Source organism: Lysinibacillus sp. BSL11 (assembly GCF_052928325.1).
Map to the genome: position 1 here is coordinate 1 of NZ_JAVGCX010000001.1, position 23,060 is coordinate 23,060.

The 23,060-nt window shown below is 33.3% G+C and carries 24 protein-coding genes; 12 read left to right on the forward strand and 12 right to left on the reverse strand.

Translation table 11 applies throughout. From position 1 onward, the window contains the following. Complete coding sequence (locus RCJ95_RS00005; RefSeq protein WP_446721857.1) at positions 1-81, forward strand: IS3 family transposase; 81 nt, start codon at positions 1-3, stop codon at positions 79-81. A 70-nt stretch (positions 82-151) separates the two neighbouring features. Here RCJ95_RS00005 and RCJ95_RS00010 read toward each other — a convergent pair whose 3' ends face one another. Beyond that, on the reverse strand, positions 152-367 hold the full coding sequence (locus RCJ95_RS00010; RefSeq protein WP_369578975.1) for a DUF3955 domain-containing protein: 216 nt from the start codon (positions 365-367) through the stop codon (positions 152-154). A gap of 222 nt (positions 368-589) precedes the next feature. Between RCJ95_RS00010 and RCJ95_RS00015 the strand changes: the two genes are divergently transcribed. The 5 genes from RCJ95_RS00015 (at position 590) to RCJ95_RS00035 (ending at position 5,326) form a co-directional block, all read left to right on the forward strand. After that, the gene (locus RCJ95_RS00015; RefSeq protein WP_446721756.1) at positions 590-1,033 is read left to right on the forward strand and encodes a hypothetical protein; all 444 of its coding nucleotides are present in this window, start codon (positions 590-592) and stop codon (positions 1,031-1,033) included. 158 nt (positions 1,034-1,191) lie between these two features. After that, on the forward strand, positions 1,192-2,718 hold the full coding sequence (locus RCJ95_RS00020) for a spore germination protein (protein ID WP_446721757.1): 1,527 nt from the start codon (positions 1,192-1,194) through the stop codon (positions 2,716-2,718). Positions 2,719-2,742: 24 nt separating this feature from the next. Then, positions 2,743-3,930: a Ger(x)C family spore germination protein gene (locus RCJ95_RS00025; protein WP_446721758.1), complete on the forward strand. Its 1,188-nt coding sequence runs from the start codon at positions 2,743-2,745 to the stop codon at positions 3,928-3,930. Positions 3,931-3,939: 9 nt separating this feature from the next. Beyond that, on the forward strand, positions 3,940-4,179 hold the full coding sequence (locus RCJ95_RS00030) for a hypothetical protein (protein ID WP_446721759.1): 240 nt from the start codon (positions 3,940-3,942) through the stop codon (positions 4,177-4,179). A gap of 19 nt (positions 4,180-4,198) precedes the next feature. Further along, positions 4,199-5,326, forward strand: coding sequence for a GerAB/ArcD/ProY family transporter (locus RCJ95_RS00035; RefSeq protein ID WP_257522463.1), 1,128 nt, complete (start codon positions 4,199-4,201; stop codon positions 5,324-5,326). 278 nt (positions 5,327-5,604) lie between these two features. Here the strand turns inward: RCJ95_RS00035 and RCJ95_RS00040 are convergent, their stop codons facing one another. Then, positions 5,605-8,247: a LamG-like jellyroll fold domain-containing protein gene (locus tag RCJ95_RS00040; RefSeq protein WP_446721760.1), complete on the reverse strand. Its 2,643-nt coding sequence runs from the start codon at positions 8,245-8,247 to the stop codon at positions 5,605-5,607. Between the two features lie 338 nt (positions 8,248-8,585). Between RCJ95_RS00040 and RCJ95_RS00045 the strand changes: the two genes are divergently transcribed. After that, complete coding sequence (locus RCJ95_RS00045; RefSeq protein WP_446721761.1) at positions 8,586-9,359, forward strand: DeoR/GlpR family DNA-binding transcription regulator; 774 nt, start codon at positions 8,586-8,588, stop codon at positions 9,357-9,359. 209 nt (positions 9,360-9,568) lie between these two features. Here the strand turns inward: RCJ95_RS00045 and phnX are convergent, their stop codons facing one another. From phnX to RCJ95_RS00080, 7 genes are all read right to left on the reverse strand, one after another. Beyond that, entirely contained in the window at positions 9,569-10,363 is a 795-nt protein-coding gene (gene phnX / locus RCJ95_RS00050; RefSeq protein ID WP_202341140.1) for a phosphonoacetaldehyde hydrolase, read from the reverse strand. A gap of 27 nt (positions 10,364-10,390) precedes the next feature. Further along, a complete protein-coding gene (locus tag RCJ95_RS00055) occupies positions 10,391-11,233 on the reverse strand; it encodes a PhnE/PtxC family ABC transporter permease (protein ID WP_446721762.1) in 843 nt (280 codons plus the stop codon). Beyond that, positions 11,234-12,019, reverse strand: coding sequence for a PhnE/PtxC family ABC transporter permease (locus RCJ95_RS00060; protein WP_274769475.1), 786 nt, complete (start codon positions 12,017-12,019; stop codon positions 11,234-11,236). It lies immediately after the preceding gene. An 11-nt stretch (positions 12,020-12,030) separates the two neighbouring features. Further along, positions 12,031-12,795, reverse strand: coding sequence for a phosphonate ABC transporter ATP-binding protein (phnC, locus tag RCJ95_RS00065; protein WP_202341406.1), 765 nt, complete (start codon positions 12,793-12,795; stop codon positions 12,031-12,033). 34 nt (positions 12,796-12,829) lie between these two features. After that, a complete protein-coding gene (locus RCJ95_RS00070) occupies positions 12,830-13,858 on the reverse strand; it encodes a PhnD/SsuA/transferrin family substrate-binding protein (protein ID WP_257522467.1) in 1,029 nt (342 codons plus the stop codon). A 14-nt stretch (positions 13,859-13,872) separates the two neighbouring features. After that, complete coding sequence (locus tag RCJ95_RS00075; protein WP_446721763.1) at positions 13,873-15,009, reverse strand: phosphonoacetaldehyde reductase; 1,137 nt, start codon at positions 15,007-15,009, stop codon at positions 13,873-13,875. Positions 15,010-15,868: 859 nt separating this feature from the next. After that, positions 15,869-16,543, reverse strand: a complete 675-nt coding sequence (locus RCJ95_RS00080) for a serine/threonine protein kinase (RefSeq protein ID WP_446721764.1) — start codon at positions 16,541-16,543, stop codon at positions 15,869-15,871. A 958-nt stretch (positions 16,544-17,501) separates the two neighbouring features. On the opposite strand from RCJ95_RS00080, the gene RCJ95_RS00085 reads away from it, so the two are divergent. The 3 genes from RCJ95_RS00085 to RCJ95_RS00095 all read left to right on the forward strand — a co-directional run bounded on the left by RCJ95_RS00085 (position 17,502) and on the right by RCJ95_RS00095 (position 18,772). Then, positions 17,502-17,789, forward strand: a complete 288-nt coding sequence (locus RCJ95_RS00085) for a hypothetical protein (protein ID WP_274769479.1) — start codon at positions 17,502-17,504, stop codon at positions 17,787-17,789. A gap of 315 nt (positions 17,790-18,104) precedes the next feature. Next, on the forward strand, positions 18,105-18,461 hold the full coding sequence (locus RCJ95_RS00090) for a hypothetical protein (RefSeq protein ID WP_446721765.1): 357 nt from the start codon (positions 18,105-18,107) through the stop codon (positions 18,459-18,461). Positions 18,462-18,493: 32 nt separating this feature from the next. Further along, the gene (locus tag RCJ95_RS00095; protein WP_221680234.1) at positions 18,494-18,772 is read left to right on the forward strand and encodes a hypothetical protein; all 279 of its coding nucleotides are present in this window, start codon (positions 18,494-18,496) and stop codon (positions 18,770-18,772) included. Positions 18,773-19,017: 245 nt separating this feature from the next. Here the strand turns inward: RCJ95_RS00095 and RCJ95_RS00100 are convergent, their stop codons facing one another. Then, positions 19,018-20,286: a hypothetical protein gene (locus RCJ95_RS00100; RefSeq protein WP_320938763.1), complete on the reverse strand. Its 1,269-nt coding sequence runs from the start codon at positions 20,284-20,286 to the stop codon at positions 19,018-19,020. Between the two features lie 523 nt (positions 20,287-20,809). Between RCJ95_RS00100 and RCJ95_RS00105 the strand changes: the two genes are divergently transcribed. Next, a complete protein-coding gene (locus tag RCJ95_RS00105; RefSeq protein WP_369354207.1) occupies positions 20,810-21,022 on the forward strand; it encodes an IS3 family transposase in 213 nt (70 codons plus the stop codon). Positions 21,023-21,110: 88 nt separating this feature from the next. Then, entirely contained in the window at positions 21,111-21,395 is a 285-nt protein-coding gene (locus tag RCJ95_RS00110) for a DDE-type integrase/transposase/recombinase (protein WP_369354206.1), read from the forward strand. A 118-nt stretch (positions 21,396-21,513) separates the two neighbouring features. Here RCJ95_RS00110 and RCJ95_RS00115 read toward each other — a convergent pair whose 3' ends face one another. After that, positions 21,514-21,855: a hypothetical protein gene (locus RCJ95_RS00115; protein WP_446721766.1), complete on the reverse strand. Its 342-nt coding sequence runs from the start codon at positions 21,853-21,855 to the stop codon at positions 21,514-21,516. A 237-nt stretch (positions 21,856-22,092) separates the two neighbouring features. Further along, a complete protein-coding gene (locus RCJ95_RS00120; protein ID WP_221680230.1) occupies positions 22,093-22,974 on the reverse strand; it encodes a LysR family transcriptional regulator in 882 nt (293 codons plus the stop codon). Between the last annotated feature and the right edge of the window lie 86 nt (positions 22,975-23,060).

Sequence of the window (23,060 nt, forward strand, 5' to 3'; positions counted from 1 at the left end):
ATTCATTTTTATAATTACGATCGTTATCAGAAAAGGTTAAGCGGCTTGAGTCCGTTAGAATTCAGGACTCAAGCCGCTTAATACATTTTTTATTATTTCCACTGTCTACTTGACGGGGTGCAGTTCAATGTTGACCTGGTTGTTTTATCTATTACTTAACGTATTGTGTCTTTTTATTAATCGAAATTAAGGCTACCCCTACTACACATATAAATCCAATAAATAACAATAAAAATCCTATTGGAATAAGAAAGAATGGTTCTTCTAATGTACCATCAGGTGCTACATTACTCCCTTTCACCATAAAGATTAAAAAACTAATTACGCCTAATAAGATTGGCATTGATGCAAAAATATATTTTTTCATAACCTATTTCCTCCATTCAATGTAAAAAGGTTTAATTCCTCCACTGCATCTTTCTTCAACTTGCTGTAACAATCATAAACCCTAAATATATTCTAAGTCAATTATTTTTTATTGATAAACAATAAATTTTTATTCTAATTCAACCGATTCCAATTTGACATTTTAAAATTCTAACTATAAAATGACCATAATCTCTAGTGATAATCTGGAAGGGTGATTTGTATGAACTATGAAGATTTAATGCAATGGAAAGGTTATTTGTTTTTAGATAATATAGTAGAGCCAGGGACAAACTCTTTGAGAGTTTCTATTTCTAGAGCTTCCGTTAGCTCCGAAAGCGAGGATATAAGGTTTGAGGAATATACAATAAATGATGTCTATCCTATTGAAATTGATAAGACATTACCGGTCATACATATAGAATTCGATTCATATGTAGCCTATACTGTTTTTGACGAATCATTTCATTTTGTAAATCAAGAGGATGATTTCTTAGGTAACTCAGTACGTCTTTTTACAAAATCAACATATTTAGATTTTATAAGTAAAGGTACTATAGCTCTCGATATCTATTCCTATAAAGAGCTATTCCATTATCAGATTGTTTGTTTAGACCATATTATTGATATTGTTTCATTTGATAAACCTACTATTTTAAACAACTAAAGTTTTTAAAACAGTCAACAAAAATTGTTGTCTGTTTTTTATTTCTATCAAAACAAATGAACAATTCTATTAAGTTCTTCTTCTCTTAAATAGACAAAGTATAATCTCTCTATCTTTTGCATATTCTATTAATTAGAAAACTAAAGGAGGACCTTGTAGTGAGCAATTCAGAAATAGATAATCTCATAAAAAGGAAAATAGTTAATTCTCTTTCTACATCTCTCCTGAAAAATATCAAAACTATTAAAAATTCACTAGGCAACAGCAATGATATTATTACTCGAGAATTTTTGATTGGTAAACCGATCGAGGTCTCAATAGCTATTATTTATACGGATGGTCTAGCTGATAACACCTCAATTACGGACTTTTTATTAGAGTCTATTATTTCTGATTTTGAGGTGACGTCTGAAACTACATTACAAGATATTGCGCTACGATTAAAAACATATTGCTTGACTGTCGGAAGTATAAAAGATGTCTCAGATTTTCCTTCTCTGTTTAACGCTATTTTGAGTGGAGAAACCATCCTATTAATAAATGGACTTGCATTAGGTATTTCTACAAGTACTAGAAGTCCCAAAGAGAGAGCAATAACAGAGCCAGCCACGGAAGCTGTTATTAGGGGGCCAAGGGAGTCATTTACAGAGACATTAAGAACCAATACAGCTTTAATTCGACGCAAAATCAAAAGTCCAAATCTTTGGATAAAGTCAAGAGTGATTGGTGAATTTACTCAAACAGAAATAGCTGTTATGTATATAAACGGTATAGCGAATGAGAAGATTGTTAACGAAGTACTTCATAGATTAGATCAAATAGATATTGATGGTATTTTAGAGAGTGGTTATATTGAACAATTAATTCAAGACTCAAAGTTTAATTTATTTCCTACCGTTTATAATTCCGAACGCCCAGATGTTATAGCCGGAGAGTTATTAGAAGGCAAAATTGCGATTATAGTTGATGGCACGCCATTTGTTTTAATTGTACCTGCATTATTCACTTCTTTCTTGCAATCTGCAGAAGATTATTATCAGAATGCAATTGTTAGTTCGTTTATTCGACTTATTCGTTTTTTAGGTATTAGTCTTGCATTAGTTGCTCCTTCTCTCTATATTTCTCTAACAACTTTTCATCATGAAATGATACCCACACCGCTACTTATCAGTATATATGCACAACGAGAAGGCGTTCCTTTCCCAGCATTTATAGAAGCTTTAATTATGGAAATTGCATTTGAAATTTTAAGGGAAGCAGGTTTAAGGATGCCTAGAATGATTGGATCCGCAATCTCTATAGTCGGAACACTTATCATTGGTCAAGCAGCCGTTGAGGCAGGTATTGTTTCAGCAGCAATGGTCATTATTGTAGCCTTAACAGCCATTTGTAGTTTTCTTTTTCCAGCTTATGGTCTATCCAATTCTATCCGAATTTTACGTTTCCCGTTAATGGTGTTAGCAGCGATGTTTGGACTGTTTGGCGTTTTTGTAGGGCTTATGCTGTTGCTCATCCATTTATGTAGTTTGCGTTCATTTGGTGTTCCTTATATGAGCCCATTTGCACCTTTAATACCACAAGATCAAAAAGATGCCTTAATTATTTTTCCACGTGGGTCCTTACTTACACGTCCACGATTGATCAACCAGATTAATAATGTAAGAGGGCGTAAAAATCGGTCATAACTAACTGTTAAATGGGGTTACCTTATGAAAATGAACTTTATTATTTTTTCATTAATCTTTCTAATTTTGATTCTAAGCGGGTGTTGGAGTAAACGTGAGTTAAATGAATTAGCGCTTGTAGCAGCATTAGGTATAGATCTTGTTGATGACGAATACGTTATTTCTGCACAAGTCATTGATCCTAGTCAAGTTTCGTCAAAGCAATCTACAAGTGGCCATGCACCAGTTGTTACCTATCATGCTAAAGGAAAAACAGTGTTTGAAGCTATAAGAAAGATATTGGCATTATCTCCAAGAAAATTATATTTTGCGCATTTACAACTGGTTGTTATGGGTGAAGAATTAGCTAAAAACGGTTTACGAGATACCGTAGATTTTTTAGGAAGAGATCAAGAGATACGAAATGACTTTACGGTTATAGTATCACAGCAAGCAACTGCGAAAGATGTTTTAAACGTCTTAACTCCTATAGAAAAAATACCTGCAAATAAAATGTTAAATTCTTTAAAAGTAATGCAAGATGCATGGGGCTCTACTTTAGAAGTGGATATTGAAGATTTAGTAACAAAATTAGGCGTAAACGACCAATTTTTTGTTCTATCAGCAATTGAAGTACTAGGAGAAAAAAGCTTAGGAATTGACCAAACTAATGTAGAAAGAATTGAAACGCCAGTAAAGCTGAAGTTTACAGGGCTAGCTATTTTTAAAGAAGATAAATTACTAGGTTATCTTGATGAGTATGATAGTAAAAGTTTAAATTACTTAAACAATCAAATCAAATCAACAATTGAAATTATTAGTTGTCCTTCGAAAGGAGAATTATCAATTGAGATTACTCAATCTAAAACAAAAACAAAAGGAGTAATTATTGATGGTAAGCCTACTATTCAGATTAACATGAATGTTGTTCAAAATGTTGCCGAGGTCAATTGTGATATTGATTTAACAACATTAAAAAAGATAGATTGGATTAATAATCAATCTGAAAAACTAATTGAGAAAAATATTGAGCAATTACTGAATATTCTTCAAGTGAATTATCAAGCCGATGTGCTTGGTTTTGGAGAAATGATTCATCGTGCAGACCCTACACTTTGGGGAAAAATCAAAGATGACTGGCAAACAATCTATCCTGAGGTAGAAGTAAATGTTAAGGTTAAAGTCAATACACAAGGGCTAGGGACTATGCAAAACTCAAAAGTAAAGGAGTAAAAATTGACTATGTTTATCACCTTAGGCATATTAATCATTTCAATTGCTATTGCATTAATTGAACTGCCTAAATTAAAAAAAGGTGGTGCAAAATTAGCTGGGTTATTCTTATTTTTATTAGTCATAGGAGCAGTCTTAAACATTACTATCAGTTTAAATGTTTCAATGATTAGCCCACTGGACCCCATCATTTATATTTTTCAACCAATCAGTGACTTTTTAATGGAGAATTTGTTAAATAAAAAATAATTAATAAGAGGCATCTATTATGAAAAAACAATTGATAAGCTCCCGCCAATTCACTATAATTGTTACTCTCTATACGGTAGGTACAGGAATATTAATAATACCAGCAAGCATAGCTTCAGAAGTAAAACAAGACGCTTGGATTGTAGCCACTATAGGTACCTTATTAAGTTTATTTTTAATAAAGCTTTATATCATTTTATCAAATAAAATGGAGAACCTTTCTATTGTAGAAGTAACTGAAAAGTTCTTAGGAAACATTGTCGGTAAATTTATTTCTCTCTGTTTTGTCCTGTTAACACTACTTTCATCAGGAGAATTATTATACTTCATTGGTAATTTTCTACAAACAGAGGTGATGCCTGAAACACCGCCAGTAGTATTTACCATACTTTTCAACTTTATTATTCTATTCGCTGTGTATCAAGGTATAGAAGTGTTTGCCCGCACTTTAGAGATACTTTTTCCAATTTTTTTGTTCATCTTTATTACTTTTTTGTTCTTTGTTTCACCGCAAATTGACATTAGAAATATACAACCTATTTTTGAAGTATCAGTTCCTCCGCTAATATATAGTGTGTTGCATTTCATGGGTTTATTTTCTTTTCCATTAATTGTCCTTTTAATGATTTTTCCTTCTGCTATTAATAACCTTCAAACTGGCAAGAAGGGCTTTTATATTGGCACATTAGTGGGTGGATTTATTATAACTGCTTTTATAGCATTAACAATTTTAGTATTGGGCGTAACCAATACATCCTTAAGAACATTTCCGAGTTATACGTTAGCTCAAAAAATTTCTATTGGGGATTTTTTGCAACGCATAGAAATTATTATGGCTTTCATGTGGATGGTTACAATATTTGTAAGATCTTTTATATATTTTTATGCTTCTTTAATAGGAATAGGCCAAATGCTTAAACTAAAAGATCATAGACCTCTCATTCTACCACTTGGAATGGTTTCCATAGGTCTTTCACAAGTTGTTCATGCGAACATCATTCATTCGGATATATACAACCAGCAAACTTGGCCATTAGCTATAGGTGTTTTCGCTACTTTACTACCATTAATTTTGCTACTTGTAGCTAGGTTCAGAAGATTAAAGATCAAAAACGTTGAGATGAATGATTCTATGGATAAGGCATAACATGAAGTAATTCTAACTAAACAATTTAAGTTAGACTTCTAAAATAAACTAGCTTACGCAATATGGAACATTTTGGAGTCAACTATCGTACTAAATCATTAACCGTACACCAATCTGCGACTGAAAACTCTTATCAAAACGCTGGGACATAAGTATATTATCAAAGCGAAATTAAAAAATATCACATCAGATAAGCGCGAGAAATCAACGTTTCTAAAATTGATTTCTCACGCTTTGTAACGTTTTGACCAGTAATGTCCCGGCTTAATAAATATATTTTATTTTATTAAATCCTTCATATCCAAATCCTCAAGAATATCTTCAAGCGTTTGGCCTCCATGTTTCTCTTTTGGCCTTGGTGCATTTTCTACTTTTTCATTTACCCTTAAGTAATTGTCTACTATAATTTTCATATCTTTAGCATCGATGGCTCCATCTTGATTAATATCTGCTTTTTCTGGGCCCTTACCAGGCTTATTGATATGATTTTTCAAGAAAAAAGCATCTTGAACATCTATGACATTGTCACCATTTACATCACCAATAAATTGGTTTGACTTTTCATCATCATAAACGTTTAAATTTATAGTAAATTGGTTGTCAGCACGGAATAGCTTATCCTTCTTAACTGAATACCAGTTCACGTCTACATCGTTGCTTCCCTCTTTGAAGGTCATGAGCATTACCATCCCTAAATCATAAGGCTTCATAAACTGTGCATCAACTAATATTTGTTTAATGGAATTACCTTGATCACCAATATCTTCTCTCACAACTAAATCCTCGCTACCAATATGTCCAGCTGTTACTAGAATAATATTTTTATGCTTCCTTACAAACTTGTCCCATACTTGATCTCCATTATTGGCATCAGAAATGTATCTTCCTGGGTTATCCATATGGTCTAGCGATTGATGTTCTCCATTGTGATATAAGTAAGAGTGGGTGTTGACAATAATTTTTTTATCTTCATTATTTTTTGCTATTTGGTTAGCCCATTCTAGCACTTCATCTCGTGGGCCATATTCTAAATTAATCACCATATATTCTAGTCCATGTATATCGAAGAAAGAATACGTATTTTCCATCTGTCCTATTTCAAAAGCACCACCAAATGTAGAACTTTTTGAAAATTTTTCATAAGAGAAGTATTGATTAAAATTAGTTGTAGTACGTTTAATTTGATCGTTATAATCATGATTTCCAGGCACAAAAACATACGGCACTATACCATCTAAATAGGACATACCTTCTTGAACTGTTTGCCATTCCTTTATACTTCCTGGATTATTAACTAAATCTCCTACTTGCATTACAAGTTCTATGTTTAAATCATCTTTAGTGTCTTTAAACCAAGTCATATATTCCTTAAATTCATTTGGGAAATGTTCAACAAAATACTGCGTGTCAGGAATTACAGCAATTGAGTAGTCCCCTTTTGCAAAGTCAGGATCAATCCAGTTGCTATTCTCATTATCATACTCATGAGCATGGTTCTTCTTCTTTGAATGATCTGGATACACTCCATCTTTTCCATCATCCAATTTCCAATTACCGATTAATCCTTCTTCGTTTCCTTCCAATGCTTTATTATAATTTGCTTTAATTTCTTCTGAAGTTCTAGCAGTAGACCATAACCGAACATCCGCTATTTCACCATTAAAATTATATTCAGGCTTACCATCAGCTGTGTAACCTCTATAATCCGAGCCGATTTTAAGTTCTTCTCTAGGAGGGATACTCGGAATAGGTGTATTAATAGATTGTTCGTTAATTTTTTCCCCGTTTATATATGTCGATCCAATACCTTGCTTGTCATCCAATACCATGGCAACATGTACCCAATCACCTAAATTGACATTCACATTTGTTGAATAATCAAGTGTATGAGCGGTATGAGCTTGCCAATAAATTCTTGGATTACCGTTGCTAGTAATTTCAAAATTGAATCTGGATTTGTCTTTATAGTATTCGTGATAATAATTTCCGATGATATTCCCTACACGTTTTTCTTTTGGTGTATCTGCTGGAATTTTCACCCATGCTTCAACTGTACGAGGAGCTTCAGTAATAGGTTCGTCTGCTGCAATCTCCAAGTCACCCTTTGAAAAATCAATACCTGTTCCTTTATAAGCACTCTCTTCTGGTATTTCTATCACAGACTCTTTTTGGAACCCAAATGCCACTCCATCAATTTTTCCCGCTTTATCATAGACATTAGGACTATCATATACGGAATCATCTAACATCCAAGTATGCATTAACCCTTCTTCATTACCTTTAATGTCTGCATAAACGTTATCTTTAATCTCATCCAACGTACGAACATCGTCCCATAAACGAACTTCTGTTATTTCAGCATTCGGGTGAAACTGATCCCTAGTATCTTTACCGATACTATGATAATTTTCAAAAGCAAGATCTTCCTCTAAATCTACGTTATCAAATGAAGCTATTTCTTTTCCGTCTTGAATAAAGACTATTTTTTTATTCGCAACGTCTCTTATTATAGCAAGATGTGTCCATTCACCTGTTGTAATATCTGTTTCTACTGTTTTTTTATCAATAGTGCCAAATTGATTTATTTCATAATATCTAAGTTGATTATCAGCTGTTATTTCAATATTATATGCAGTTTTGTTTCCTGATTTAAAATTCCCAAACAATATTTGACGCTGATTTAGATTTGGTTCAAATTTCACAATCATTTCATAAGTTGATGGAACATTTTCCAATTCTTTATTCAGCTGCACTGAGTTTTTCTTTTCAGGGTCAAAGAATAGCCCTTCTAATTTACTTGTTTCAACAAGTAGCTGAGTAAGTGTTTCCCTTTCAGCCATTTGAGATTCTGCTAATACTGAGCTTTGACCTAACATTAATAGTGCTAAAGTGGACGATAATACCGCTTTTGACTTTTTCACGAAAAACTTCCTTCCTTTTAAAAGAGTTTGTGTAGTCCAAAAATTAAATCCATAATTGGTTTGAAAAAAATATATAACTTAATTTTAATTACACCTTAATTCCCACCTCCTTTATTGTTATTTCTGCTGTATAATGCAAGAATAATCTGTTTTCTGCTGTTTTACAATCTAACTAGCACTTTCTTTACATAACATTAACTTTATTCACATAGAAAACATGGAATAATTACTTTGTCCACACTTTCACATTTGCTGTATTTTGCATTTTTTAATTAAATGATTGATAATATTTAGATTAGAGCAATTATTAATTGCAAGAATAAATGGAGGTTATACAATTGTTACAAGAACATAGACATCAAAAAATAGAAATATATTTAAAACAACAGAAAGCTGTGAAAGCTACTGAACTTGCGTCATTATTAAATGTATCCATAGACACCATTCGACGAGATTTAGAAACTCTTGAAAAAAAAGGCACCATTAAACGAGTACATGGAGGAGCCATTTTGAAGCAAAATAATAAAAATGTACTTAATAAATTATTTGTTGAAAGGGAAGTAGAAAATTTAGAAAAGAAACAAGAGTTAGCGTCTGTAGCAGCTGAACTAATAGAAGAGGGACAGGCAATAGCATTAAATGGTGGAACAACTACCATTGAAATCGCCAAGGTTTTAGTAGAAAAGTTCCACCGTTTAACCATCATTACAAATGATATTCGGATTCTAAGTATTTTAGGGGCGAATAAAAATTTTAAGGTCATTCTTTCTGGTGGTTTTTACAATCCTGATGAGTATACTTTATATGGAAAGCAATGCGAGGAAGTTCTCTCAAATTTTAATATTGATACTGCATTTATAACAGTGAATGGCTTATCACTAAAAAACGGCTTAACAGATTTTAGAATCCACGAAGTAGACGTGATTAAAGCTATCCTTTCTCGATCAAATCATAAAATTGTAGTGGCGGATTCTACAAAATTTGAGACTTCATCTTATATAAACATCTGTCCTTTAAATGAAATTGATCTCATCGTATCTGATAGTTCAATTTCAGCTAAAACAATAGAGGACTATAGTAGTCATGATATAAGAATTATTTCTCCAAATTAAGGCTCTAGCGTAACCAGAAAATAGTAAAGCATGACACTTCAGATCCATACACATAAACAAAAAACATTTAATGTGTTATTGAAAAGCTCCCTATACAAATGTTAACAGCACTCCGAATGTTAGACATACTCTAACATTTGGAGTGCTTTATTTTTATGTCGCTGAATGAAGAAAAATATATTTAAGCATTGCTATCTTGGTGAATTTCGTTACCTATTTATGCGCTCATTTATTTTATCAATTAACCCAGGTAACTCATTCATTGTACGAATTGTATAATGCGCGCCAAGATCTATAAATTTTTGGGCGGTTCTTTCAATGATTTGTTCCTTTTCCTCAGAAGTCAATGCTTCATACTCTTCTTTGCTTAAACCCATTTCAGAGCTTCCAATCACTACACCGACAGCCCAAACCCCTGCATTTAATGCTTCGTTAATATCTGAAACTGTATCACCAATCTTAACAACCTGTTGTACAGACTGTAATTGAAGCTGCTCCATATTACGATAAATCATGTATGGATATGGTCTTCCTAATGAGTTAGTTGCATCAGGTGTAATATAAAAATCTGGACTATAGCCTTTTGCCTTAGCATTCGGCACAACGACATCCATCATCATTTGTGTATAACCTGTTGTCGAACCAATTTTTAGCCCTTTACTCCGCAATTGTGTAACCGCTTCTACTACGTGGTCAATCGGATCCGTAAAGGTAGCCAATGTTTTCATTAAACTTTTTTCAAATTTTACATAAAGTGCCTCTACATCCTGTTCAGTAAAGGGGCTTCCGTGTACCTCCTGCCAGAGCTGTTCAATTCTTGGCATTTGAAGCATCGTACGGATATGATCGATTTTAAGCATACCCATCGGTTTTCTTGCTTCTTCAATCGTGACTTCAACACCTGCATCGTGAAAAATTTCTACAAAAACATTGACTGGGGCCATACAGCCAAAGTCTACTGTTGTCCCTGCCCAATCCAAAATAATTCCTTCAATCGCTTTCATAGTATGTCCTCCAAATATTCTTCCCTACTAAGCCTTCGCTGGGAAGAAACGTTTTTTTAATTGTGTTGATGTAATTTCTAATAGAATCGCGATGATTAAAATAAAGTATGTAATCATCCCTGCTTCACGCAAGTCAAAATAGAAGCTTGATGCCATAAATAATTCAAAGCCAATGCCACCTGCACCTGCCGCTGCACCCATTGCAACAGCTACACCAAAATTAATCTCAAAGCGTAAAAATACCCATGATAGTAAATAGGTAAATGTCGTAGGAAGGACTGCATGAATAATGATATGCCACCAATTTGCCCCACTAGCTCGTAAAGCCTCAATAATGCCTGAATCCATTTCCTCAAAAGCCTCAGAAAATGCCTTTACTAAATATGCTACCGAATGCAGTAGCATCCCTAATACCGCGGCTTCACTCCCTAAACCAGCAGAGATTGCAAAGATCAATACCCATAAAACTGTGGGTACCGCACGAATAAATGCCATCACCATTCGTACAATTTTGGACAACCATTCATTTGATAAATTTGTAGCTGCCATTAAAGCTAACCCTAATGCAATCACTGCCCCAATAATTGTTGATAAAAAAGCAAGACCAACTGTGATGCCAATTTGGTAAAACGCTTCTCCCCAGCTAAAATGCGATAGCCCTGGTTCTAAAATCATTATTTTAATATTGCTTAACGTATCAACAATCGCTGTTTTTAGCTCAAACCCTTTATAGTTAAATATAAAGAACGCAAAAATTGTTGATAGCGTAAAAATTAGTAGCATCACACGGATATAAATATCTGCTCGTGAATATTTCCTTAATGGAATATGCCTTTTGCGAGGCGGATTATTTTCCATAGCCTGTACCATTTATAAAATCACCTTTCGCACATGATTTGAACACACATCAATAACAATAACGGCTACTACGATACAGAGCGTAATGAGTGAAATTACATTATAGTTCAGCATTTTATAATAAATATCAAACACATAGCCGATGCCAGTACCAGTTAAAATGCCTATCAATGTTGCATTACGAATATTTGTTTCAACCATGAATAAGATCCAGCTAATAACCTGCGGTAAACACTGTGGCAATACGCCCTTAAAGACGATTTGAAAATATGTTGCTCCAGTTGCTTGTAAGCCTTCAATAGACTTATCACCTGCTTCATCGATCGATTCGATAAATGCGCGTGTTAGGAAACCTGTTGAGCCTACAAATAAAGCTATAAAACCTGTCACCGAATTCTGTCCAAACGATAACAATAATACAAGCGCCCAGACAACAACTGGAATATTTCGGGAAAGCGATGCTACAAATCGAGAAACTAGCATTAACGGTTTATTGATCATCGTTTTAGAAGAGCCAAATAACCCTAAAAATAGTGCTATGATTGCACCAAACACAGTAGCAGCAATAGACGTAAAAATCGTTTCAAATAATGCTGCAAGTATAATCGGTAATTTTTCTAATGATTCACCTGTTACAAATAAATTCGATAACATCCACAATAGAGCATCTGGCAAGGTAATCATACCTTCTACAACATTAAATTGAGTGATGGCAGCAGAGCCATAGGTAAATAGTATAATGGCGATTAGAAAAAACCATATATGCCAGTTACTACGTTTCAGTTTGTTGTCAATCATGTTAGATCTCCTTATATCATGATTAAATCTTGCATGTTCGAACTATAAATATTTTGGATTTCCACATTCGTCAGTGCAGCACTGCGATTATTGAAGACAATATTGCCTTTGTTTAAGCCAATGATACGATCCGAATAATGCTGCGCAACCTCCACCTGATGTAGATTAACGACTACCGCAATTCCTAGCTCAGAGGAAATCATCTTCAAATAATCCATAATAATTTTTGAGGAGTTCGGATCCAACGAGGCAATTGGTTCATCACATAATATTAGTGAAGGCTCCTGAATAAGCGCTCGACAAATCCCAACTCGCTGTTGCTGTCCCCCACTTAATTGGTCACAACGTTTATATGCATGTTCCTCAATACCAAGCTTTTCTAAGAGGAAAAAGGCACGCTCCTTTTCCTTTTGCGTATAGCGATTAAAAATTCCCTGCAAAGTCGTTTTATAACCAAAACGACCATGCAGTACATTTTCTAAAACCGAAAGACGTGGAACTAAATTATAATGCTGAAAAATCATGCCGATTTTCGTACGTACTTTTCGTAGCTCCTTCTTATTTAGTTGACCGATATTTTGTTCATCAAATAGGATTGTTCCTTGATTAAAATTCACCATTCGATTAATACAGCGTAGTAACGTGGATTTTCCTGCACCAGAAGGACCAATAATGGAAATAAACTCTCCTGGATAAACTTCAAAGCTAATATCCTTTAATACTTTTGTTTCTTCGTTATAAAACTTCTCTACTTTATTAACCTGCAATAATGGTATCATCTCGAATATCCTCGCTTTTTAATGTCGCTAATTATTTTGTTAATTCTCGAATCGGGTTAAACCATGCATCCTCAACTTTAAGGAAACGCTCATTCTCTTCCTTTGTGAATAATGTTGCAGTCTCACTACCCTCTAAACCAAAAATCATTTCGTTATTTGCAAACTCATCCGAAGTAAATAGAGCTTGAATTGTATCAAAATCTTCTTGACCCATAGTTTCTAAATTTGCAACGAATGGTTCATTTAATACAGGCGTTACGTTCATTAATGTAAAATCCTTACCTGCTACTTTGTTAAATGGCTCTGCTGCATTTTCTTTTACTGTATAAATAGCACCTTGTCTATTTGCTTCTCCGTCTTTGAGCTCTACATACTCTTCTACACATGTATCACAGAATGCGGCTACATCTACATCACCATTTAACAAGTTCACCGCCGATCCTTGGTGAGAGTTACCAAATAATACTTGCTCAAATAATTCAGCACCTGTCATGATGCTTTCCTCAGATAAGTCTGCGTATTTATCCGTTTCTGAGAAATGCTTAATGATTGTTGAGGATGGTACTTTAAAGCCAGAGGTTGAGCTATTTGATACAAATGAAATTGATTTCCCTTCAATTGTATCTAATGAAAATTCATCATCCTTTTTGAATGCATCCTGTTCATTTACATCTACAGCTAACCAACTATAATAAATTGCATCATCTAATGTTCCAGATGCGCCAGATTGTACTGCTAACGGAATAACTGCATCATTTTTTTTCTTCGCTTCAATATAGCTGTTTGAACCCATAAAACCCATATCTGCATTGCCATTTGCAATTGTTTCAATCGCGATAGCATAGTCTGTCGTTAAGTGATGCTTCACTTCCTTACCTGTGGCTTCCTCGATTAATTCTCCTATCTCATCACGTGATGCCTTTAAATCAGAGCCTGATTCATTTGGGTACCAAACAATGTCGATTTTGTCGTCTACTTTACTTTCTGTTGTTTGTCCAGAGCATGCTGCTAAAGCGATTGATAGTGCTAAAACTGATGACATTAAAATTGTTTTCTTCATTGTTCTATACCTTCCTATTCATAGATTGAGATTAAAATATTTTTTACATCCGCTTCTGTTAAGGGGACTGGATTGTTATCCATACGACCTTTTGTAAACGCATTTTCTGCAATACGATTAATACTTTCATGTGTTCCTTTGTATTGCACAAGTCTTGTAGCAAAACCCGCTCTTTCCTGTACGCTTTCTATCCATTGTTGTATTTCTTTAAACGAACGATGACCAAATGCTTCAAGAAGTTGTTGTTTTTCAGGGATACTCTCAAAATTAATAGCTAACACTTTTGCTAATGTTAGGCTTGCTGCCACACCATGTGAAATCCCAAGCTCCATCGTTAGTGGGTAAGAAATGGAATGGCAAGCTGTTGTACGCGTATTACTAAAGGCCAAGCCTGCATACATACTTGCTAAAGCAATCTCACGTCGATATTCTATATTACTTGGTACTTCAATTAGCGGTTCTAAATATTGCATAATTCGCTGAATGGCCTCTTTTGCATAAACTCTAGAAATTTCATTCGACTTATTTGACCAATAGGCCTCTGTTGCATGACATAATGCATCCAATGTTGTCGAAACAGTAATACTAATTGGTAATGAAGTTGTTAGTGTATGGTCAATAATTGCTGCATAGGCATATAATGATGGGTTATCAATAGATAGTTTGATTCCTTGCTTTTCATACCAAATTGTTGCCCAGCATGTTAGCTCTGAGCCAGTACCAGAAGTAGTAGGAATACCAATCCAAGGTATTGTCTGCTCGTTATTCTTGTAGTTTTTTTGTTCAATAATTGTCAACAGCTGCTTAGAGTTTTCAATTTGCATACCTTTAATCGCTACTAATGATTTAGATAAATCTAATACACTCCCCCCTCCGATACCTACGATACAATCAAAATCAAAATCTTTTGTCTCATTGAACAATGCGAATAAATCATCTACAGTGGGATTTGAAATTTCAATATCTACTTGCTGCATTTCATACTGCTGTAAACATTTCCTCATTTCAGTGCATTCTGGCGATTTATTAAAATTACCCCCACGAGTAAGTAAAAGCACTTTTGTTACCTTTTGGGGCATTTCTTCAATTACTCGCTTTAAAACCTTTAATTCCCCAATATTAATTTTTACTGGATTAAAAAAAATTCCCATTAAATCACTCTTCTTCCCTCTTAATCTACTGCTTTTTGCACTTAACTTATTTATTCCTTTGCAAATCCTTGCTTACATTTGCAATATTAATCATCTTTTTGCAGTTTTTCAATCCATTCTGAAATATCTTTACATCAATTTATAAAATTTACAATACATTAATATTCCATAATCAACCTAAGTTGTTTGTAAATATGTATAATTTGGTAGGATTGAGCATAAAAGACGAATGATGCATCTTTTTGCAAGAATATATATATTATCAGATTGAAGTTTCCTCAAAAAAGCAAAAAGCCGCAAAAACATCTAAGCTTGCAGCTATTTTTACTATCTAAACTGAATTTAGAATTCTAGAGAAAAAGAGCTTCTTGTCTGGTCAAATATTTTAAAAAAACCAGTCTCAAAGTTATTTGAGTACTGGATTCTATGTTTTGTATATAACAGATGCCTCTTCAATTTTTCACTAAGCTAAAGAAGGACACTTTAATGAATAAACTAGAACAACATTTTCGTAATAATCCTAATAAGGAAATACTATCAAAGAAGTTAAAGAAGCTTTACTAGAAGGGTACTGGGTAACATCAAAAGAAAAGAACCTTCTATAAAAAATCAATTTTACAATCTTAAATGAAGTAATGACATTGCTATGTTGCTCCTGCAGCAGCTTTTTATACCATGGGTTTGTATTTTACAAGATAGATTTCTTTAAAAAAGAGGGCAGTTGCTCTTTGAAGAGACAAAACATAGCTGCAGTAAATTGATATACTCTCACCCTCTTACTATTAAAAATACGCTACTCGATGTGAGTAGCGTTACTGACCAATATGAAATCATCTCGTAAAAGGTAGCTCCTGTAAGTTCAATTATTTTTTAACAAAAATTTTAAAATATTTTTTGTAAACTCTTCATATGAAGTATTCTTTCCACGCTGGTTATACCATTTTCGAATTGTTTCTACTAACCAAAACGGCACAGAGTTCCCATCTATTACATGATAATATTGCTCGTATCCTTTTTTTAAATGCTCCCATCGATAATCATTACCCTGAAGTGTGTACTCAGAGACATCAATTATTTTTGCCCTTCCATTTTGGAGCAAAATATTTTTTAAATGAATATCACGAGGGTTAAGGCCCTTCTTCCGAACATATTCTCTTGCATCCTCCACTTCATTTATAACCTGTTTTGGAATGTGAATACCTTGTAGAATGCAATCAAAGAGCGTTTTTCCTTCTTCGTAACTTAAAACAAGGTATTCGTCATATGAAGCAAAGCATGTTGAAAAGAAAGGTGAATCTCCTAATATTTCATAAACATTTGCTTCAATTTTTACTTTGTGTACTTTGTCTTTGGCATATACTTTAAATGCATACGCTGGAGCGGAAAGAGCTTGAAAAACAGCCGCATCTGTCCCAACACCTATACACTTCAAATCATCAGCTTCACCACTTATGGTTACCGGCTCGTTATTTGGATTTGAAAAAACGTTTATTTTTGAAAGAGAATCTATAGCTTTGTCCCATTCGTTTTCCATTCCCATCTCTCCCATCATTTACATTGAAGAAAACTACACTATAATTACTTTAGTAGCGATTCTATATCGCCCTTAACCATATTCAGTTTCTTTAACTAACACCCGTCTCCATACTTTTTTCACACACTTATATCTCAAGTTTCCTACACGTTCTCTTTCATTTTAAAACGTTGGGAACTAATAGAAGTTCCTATATACATTTCTCCTTGTGGAAGTATACGGCTTCGTTAGCTACAGAAGAACCAGTTCTATCCTCTATTTACCCTTAACCATCTGCATTAAAAACTTTCAAAGAGATTTGATGTGGCTCTATTGTTAGCTTTATTATTTAATATTGTCAATTCAAGTGGTTCATTAGTTTACACACTAGAACAAATTGTTCCTTGTAGAGCGATAGCCTCTGCCATATTAGTCCAATTTTCTTTTGTCGATTTCAAACACATAATATAATCGACTGCTTCAAAACCTATTCTATTAAGCTTTGAAGCAAATTTCTCATAATGAATTATAATATAGTCTGCACCTAGCTCCCGTTGCCAAAATACATGACTCTATTCTCGAAGCTTTACCTATAACCGTTAACCCAGCCCATTTAGCTAGTTAGATAGCAATAGAACCTACTCCACCTCTTATTTTCATTTGGAAAACGATTGACATTCATTCTATCAATATTGCTTCATACGCAGTGACTCAAAAGTAGTAGAGGATTACACTCAAAAAATGAGAGAACAGTATTTAAGTAATAAAAAAAGCCAACTCATTATATATATTAAAAATGCTCAGGCTCAAATTAATGAACATCTGGTCATTTGTTCATATGGCAAATAAGTAATTCCTCTAACTTGGTTTTTAGCCCTTGACTAGCGTACCTCAAAATCGGATACCTCCCTACACTTCAATTATTTACCAATACAATATTAGGTGTTATTAGGTATACACATTCTTAAGGAGTGATGAAATGACTAAAGAAGCAGCAGAAAGGGATCATACTCAAGAAGAAATTGAAAGAATATTAATCCAAAATAATCACGAAACAGTTGGTCGTATTGCAACTGACGAAGATACTAAAGCAGAAATAATTAATTTCATACAAAAAGATATGTATTCTAACACTACTGATCAACAATTTATCGTAAGCTTACAAAAACTACTCGATCCCATTTCCAGTTGTGATGTAACAATTAATGATAGTTTCTCTGACAGTATTATTTGTACTTTTAAACCAAAAGAAAAAACTCATTACTAATGATTCAAAAATCTTAAATTAACAATTTGTACTTAAACATTTGTTGACAAAGCAATAGTTATATTATATTAAAAAAACTCATTATCGATTAAGGTAACGCGCATATGTCTTATTTGGTGACAATTTAAGTATTTTTGTTCCTTGAAGCTATTTTGTTGTACATGGATTTAGATAGATAAACAGAAAACTAACACAGCTGTCTATTTTTTGTATATACAATTATAAGTATTTCCTATAAAATTACATTAATTCATAATATTAAATAGATGGACGCTACCCTATTAATTAATCATTAATTTTTTTGAAGGAAATAACTTGTTTAAAAATTTTCGTGAAGAACTAAAAGAAGAATGGAAAAACACAACCGAGGATTTAGAAAAAAAAGTATTTAAAGTATGGCAGTTAGAGTATAAAGGGCATATCATTCGAATTGTAAATGCAATGACAGAAGAAGTTCTTTATATTAATAATGAGGTAATAGATAAAAAAAGTAGGGACAATATGTTCAAACAAGTCTACCCCTTTGTAAAATTGAAAGGTGAAATTACAGAAGCTAATGGAACCATATCTAAAGTAAAAGTAAAAATTGGTGGATTACTATGTCTAAATATTGTTGTTAAAGTAAACGGTACAACACTACTTAATGAGAAACACCAAATTTCTATCAAATAATGTTTAACTTTTAAAGTATAGGAGAGGTAAATATGAATAAATTCCGCGTAAGAAGATGGTTAAAATTGCACCCAGAACAAGAAATCATTATTACAAGTGAGCATTATAAACGTCTGGGTGATATCGGATTACTGAAAATCATTATTTTAGGTTCATATAAAGATAAAATTATTTCATATGACCCACAATTATTTGAGGTTATACAATCTAGTCTTGACTCTACTTCACTTTCAAAATTGTTTAATGACTTCACACAACATTCTAGAGAGCGTTATTTAGATAACAAGAAAAAACCAACTCATTATACATAATTAAAAATAAAACCAAGCGTCCATATTCAATAGAGGAATTGGATGAAATTTGTGTTTGGTAAGTGAATTTTGTAGAAACAAAAAATGACCAGGTACTCACAATGAACTGAACCTCGAATCGGTCCACTTTTTTTAAGTGTCCACTATTCGGGGTTCAGTTCAAAGAAAAGATATGCACCCGATTGTTGAATTAGAAAAGAATAGTGTGCAGTCTCAATATTTTAAATGAAGCAATATTATTTACATTACATTTCATTTAGTTTAACAACTTCTCCATTATTCGCCTTTACTGCATATTGACAATCTAACTTTCCGCATAATATATAGTAACCCTGCTCAAAATCATATACATAATATGGTGTCAATTCAATGAAGTCTTTTAATTTCTCAAATGCATCCTCTTTTGAAATCTTTATTTCCTCTGCTTCATCTAGTTCCATATACATTTTTAAAAACGGCTTATTATCCATGTAATTTAATACTTGATAAGTCTCTGCGTCGATGAACAGCTTCACTTTTCTTTTAAATACACGCTCTTTCTGTTCCTTTGCTTTTAATATTGCATGGATGTATCCCTTATCTCGATATAGCGACTTTAATGCCCATTTCCCCGAATCATTCGTGTATTCTTGACTTAAAAATTTTTTAATGTTACTGACACACTTTTTAATTTCTTCCTCTGTGATTGGTCGCAAATCTGGATGTGGTTCCCTCTGAAACGCTTGATCAGGTGTGACATTTTCAATGAGTGATAGTATTTTACCTTGGAAAGTTTTTTGAATATTATCATCCCATTCTATCACTTTATCCATTTGCAAAGAAAATTTATCATCTACAAAGATTTCAAAAGGTAAGGTAGAAAAACAATTATTCTTAATATAAATCTCCTCGATTGCAAATGCAGGAACGAGCTTTTTTTGTTCAATGACTGGAAACTCAACTAACTTCAATTGTTCCTTAGCTAACTTTTCTACTTGTTCAAGGGAAAGTAAATATTTTTCTTGTTTTACAAATTTATCTGATTGAAACTGTCCATATACGGAAAATAAGGTGAGCCTACCTTCTTTATCCAGTTTTAATGTAATATGACCAGACGGAGAAACTGCAACCCCATCTATAAATTCCTTGAAATGAAGCTCTCTTTCTTCTTCCTTCCATAACTCAAACTGTCTTCCGTAATTCAACCCAGTTTCCTTTTCAATCCACATGATGATTTCATGCCTGTTATTCAAATCAAATGTCATACCATCAACAATTGATATACCCTCACTAAAAATCACATGTTTAGTCTTTCTTGAATGGATGTCTATCTCAATACAAGCTGTACCTTCTGGATTATAGGTTTCATCATCCCAATTTTTAATATGATTTGGAAACCATTCCATGCTTAGACTATAAACGGTATCTTTGAAAATTGTTGTACTTCGGTTGATATCAAATGTGTGTAAATAATAAGCGTGTAAGCAGTATTTTTCTTTTGTATAATCAATTAATTCTTTTATTCTCTTATCCATCTAGATCTCCTTATATTTAAGGTATTATGAATAACATCCCCCTACTTGTCGATATTATTTCACCTTGTATGTTGGGCTAATATCATTTTACCATATCCTTCCTCAATTAAATGGCCCTATCGTAATATAAGGTTAGCTAGATTTTTCTGGCTGGCTATTTTCTTATAGGTTTTATTATTACGGTAGTCGGGGTAAAACGTCTGGCCCGCGGGACTTGATCCCGTTTAACAAACGAACTTATGATATTACAAGCAGCTTTAGGGGTTACCGACTAATTTAGTATTTTCTTAGAGGAGGAGATTTCGATAAGAATCCAGTCGTTGGTCTAGATGTTTCTAAAGGTTCAAGCCTTTTGGATAAAAGTCAGCTCTATCGTAAGAGCTTTAGTGTTAAACATACTCTAGATGGTTTTGGAGGTTTATTAGAATTTCTAGAAGAGGTTGAGTCGCAAGCATTCTACAAGAGAAGTTGAAAATGAAGCCATTTTAAAGGATATTCATCTTCTTTACCACAAGTAGAGGATATTTACGGCCATCGACGTACAACGTTGGCAATCAAACGTCTGCGAAAAGAAAGTAATCCAGGGATAGTTAACAAGAAACGTATCTATCGTTTAATGCAACTGAGCGGATTGAAATCTGTTATTCGGCGTAATCGTAAGCCTTATCGTATCACCAGCTCATCATGTGGCAGAGTATTCATTGAATCGGGCATTTACATCAGAAAAGCAAAATGACAAATGGTGTACAGATGTCACAGAGTGTAAGTATGGAAACTGAAAGAAAGCTTATTTAAGCACAATTATCGATTTATAAGATGGTTTAATTGTAAGTTATGTATTGGGTCATTCGAATAATAATTCCCTCGTTTTCAACACAATAAAAAATGCAAATGAATCATTACAGCCAGGCGAGTTGTCAAAAATACATAGTGATCGAGGTTTTCAATATACCTCGAAGGAATTTAAACGAATCGTAAACAAAGCCAATATAACACAAAGAATGTCTTGTGTTGGTCGATGTATTGAAAACGGACTGATTGAAGGATTTTGGGGTACGTTGAAGTTGAAAAGTATTATTTACATAAGTATTATTACTATGAAGCTTTAAACAAGCAATTGATGTCATTTTTATAATCATCACCGTTATCAGAAATGATTAAACGACTTGAGTCCCCTAAAATTCAGGTCTGAAGCCGCTTAATACTATTTTTATTACTTCGAGCACTTCAATTTGAGTATCTGAGCTTTGTAATTATATTTATTCTCTTATGGTTGCAAGAAAATTTATCACTTTTAAAAATTATTTCTCTTGTATCCACTAACTTTATAAGTTTAGGTTTATTTTCTCCTGTGTCAATTTCAACATACTGATAATTATTAGACACATCTATAACTAGTGCCACATGATACTCTTTATAATTTACATCGTCTAGTTCCAATCCATTATCGGAATCGTAAAATGTATCAATTTCACATATACTAGTCTTTCCATTTTCCCATGTAATTTCTAATTTCGGTTTTGGCGCACTATACTTAAGCAACTTTAAAACCGTATTTTCAATAACCATTTTCCCTACTCCTCCTCCGTTAAGGTTTTGAAGGAACAATATTAGCGCTTGTTTTACTATAGTGTATTAAGTTCAATAATGATTTGTTCAATATCCAAGTAAACACCAATGTTTTTCATTCATTTAACATTGTACAATTACCAGTATGGTTTTGTAATAAATCATCTGCATTTGTTCTAAGTATACTTTTAAAAAGTTGATATTAGATTCCCCCTTCATTTTTGACCATCATCTGAATTATAAATAATTTCTTGTTTGTAATAAATCTAATAACCCATCTGGGACTTGTGTAGATTCCTTATAAAAGAAGTAAACTGGTACACTTGGTAATGGGAACTCTTCAAAAGGAACTATATTAAATCTCCCCTCCATGCGCTCTTTCCTTACAATCATACGAGGTAAAAACGACATCCCTAAACCATCCTTTATTAGCCTTTTCACCACATAGGACTGAGAAATGGATACTTGCTTCGTTAAAACATATTTTTCTCTTAATTTACGTACTAGCTCTCCCCAAATCGTTGGATGGTGGTTCGTAAATAAAGTATACGCTTGAAATAACTCCTCATAATCAATATAAGTGCCTGTTTCATCATCATAGGCATCTAAGGGAATTACTAACTCTAATGGACTATCAATCAGCAGCTCTTGATGCCAATGTCGATAACGTGTTGGTAATAATGAAATACCAATATGAGCTTGATCCTGATTGACTAAATCCTCTATTTTAGCTGAATCCTCTACTAAAATCGATATCTCAAGTGAAGGGTTGTCATTGATAAATTGATAGATAACATGAGGCAGAATCGTTTCAACCATTAACGGGGTCATAGCAATAATGACCTTTTCTTGAATACCTTTACTTGCTAATCGAATACGTTCAATGCTTTGTTCCCACTGTCTAACCATTTGCTGTGCCTCTATTTGAAAGAGCCTTCCAGTGTCTGTTAATTGCACACGATTTTTTTCGCGCTTAAATAATTGTACATGCAGAAATTCTTCTAACTGCTGAATATGAACCGTAATACTTGGTTGAGATAAATGAAGTTGTTCCGCTGCTGTACGAAAATTACTGGTTTGGGCAGCGACGATAAAAGATTGTAACCATTTATATTCCAAAAATCTCACCTCATTGATTAATATTCTTAATTAAATTCATTAAATATATATAATTTACTAAATTATACAATAAGAATAGACTGATG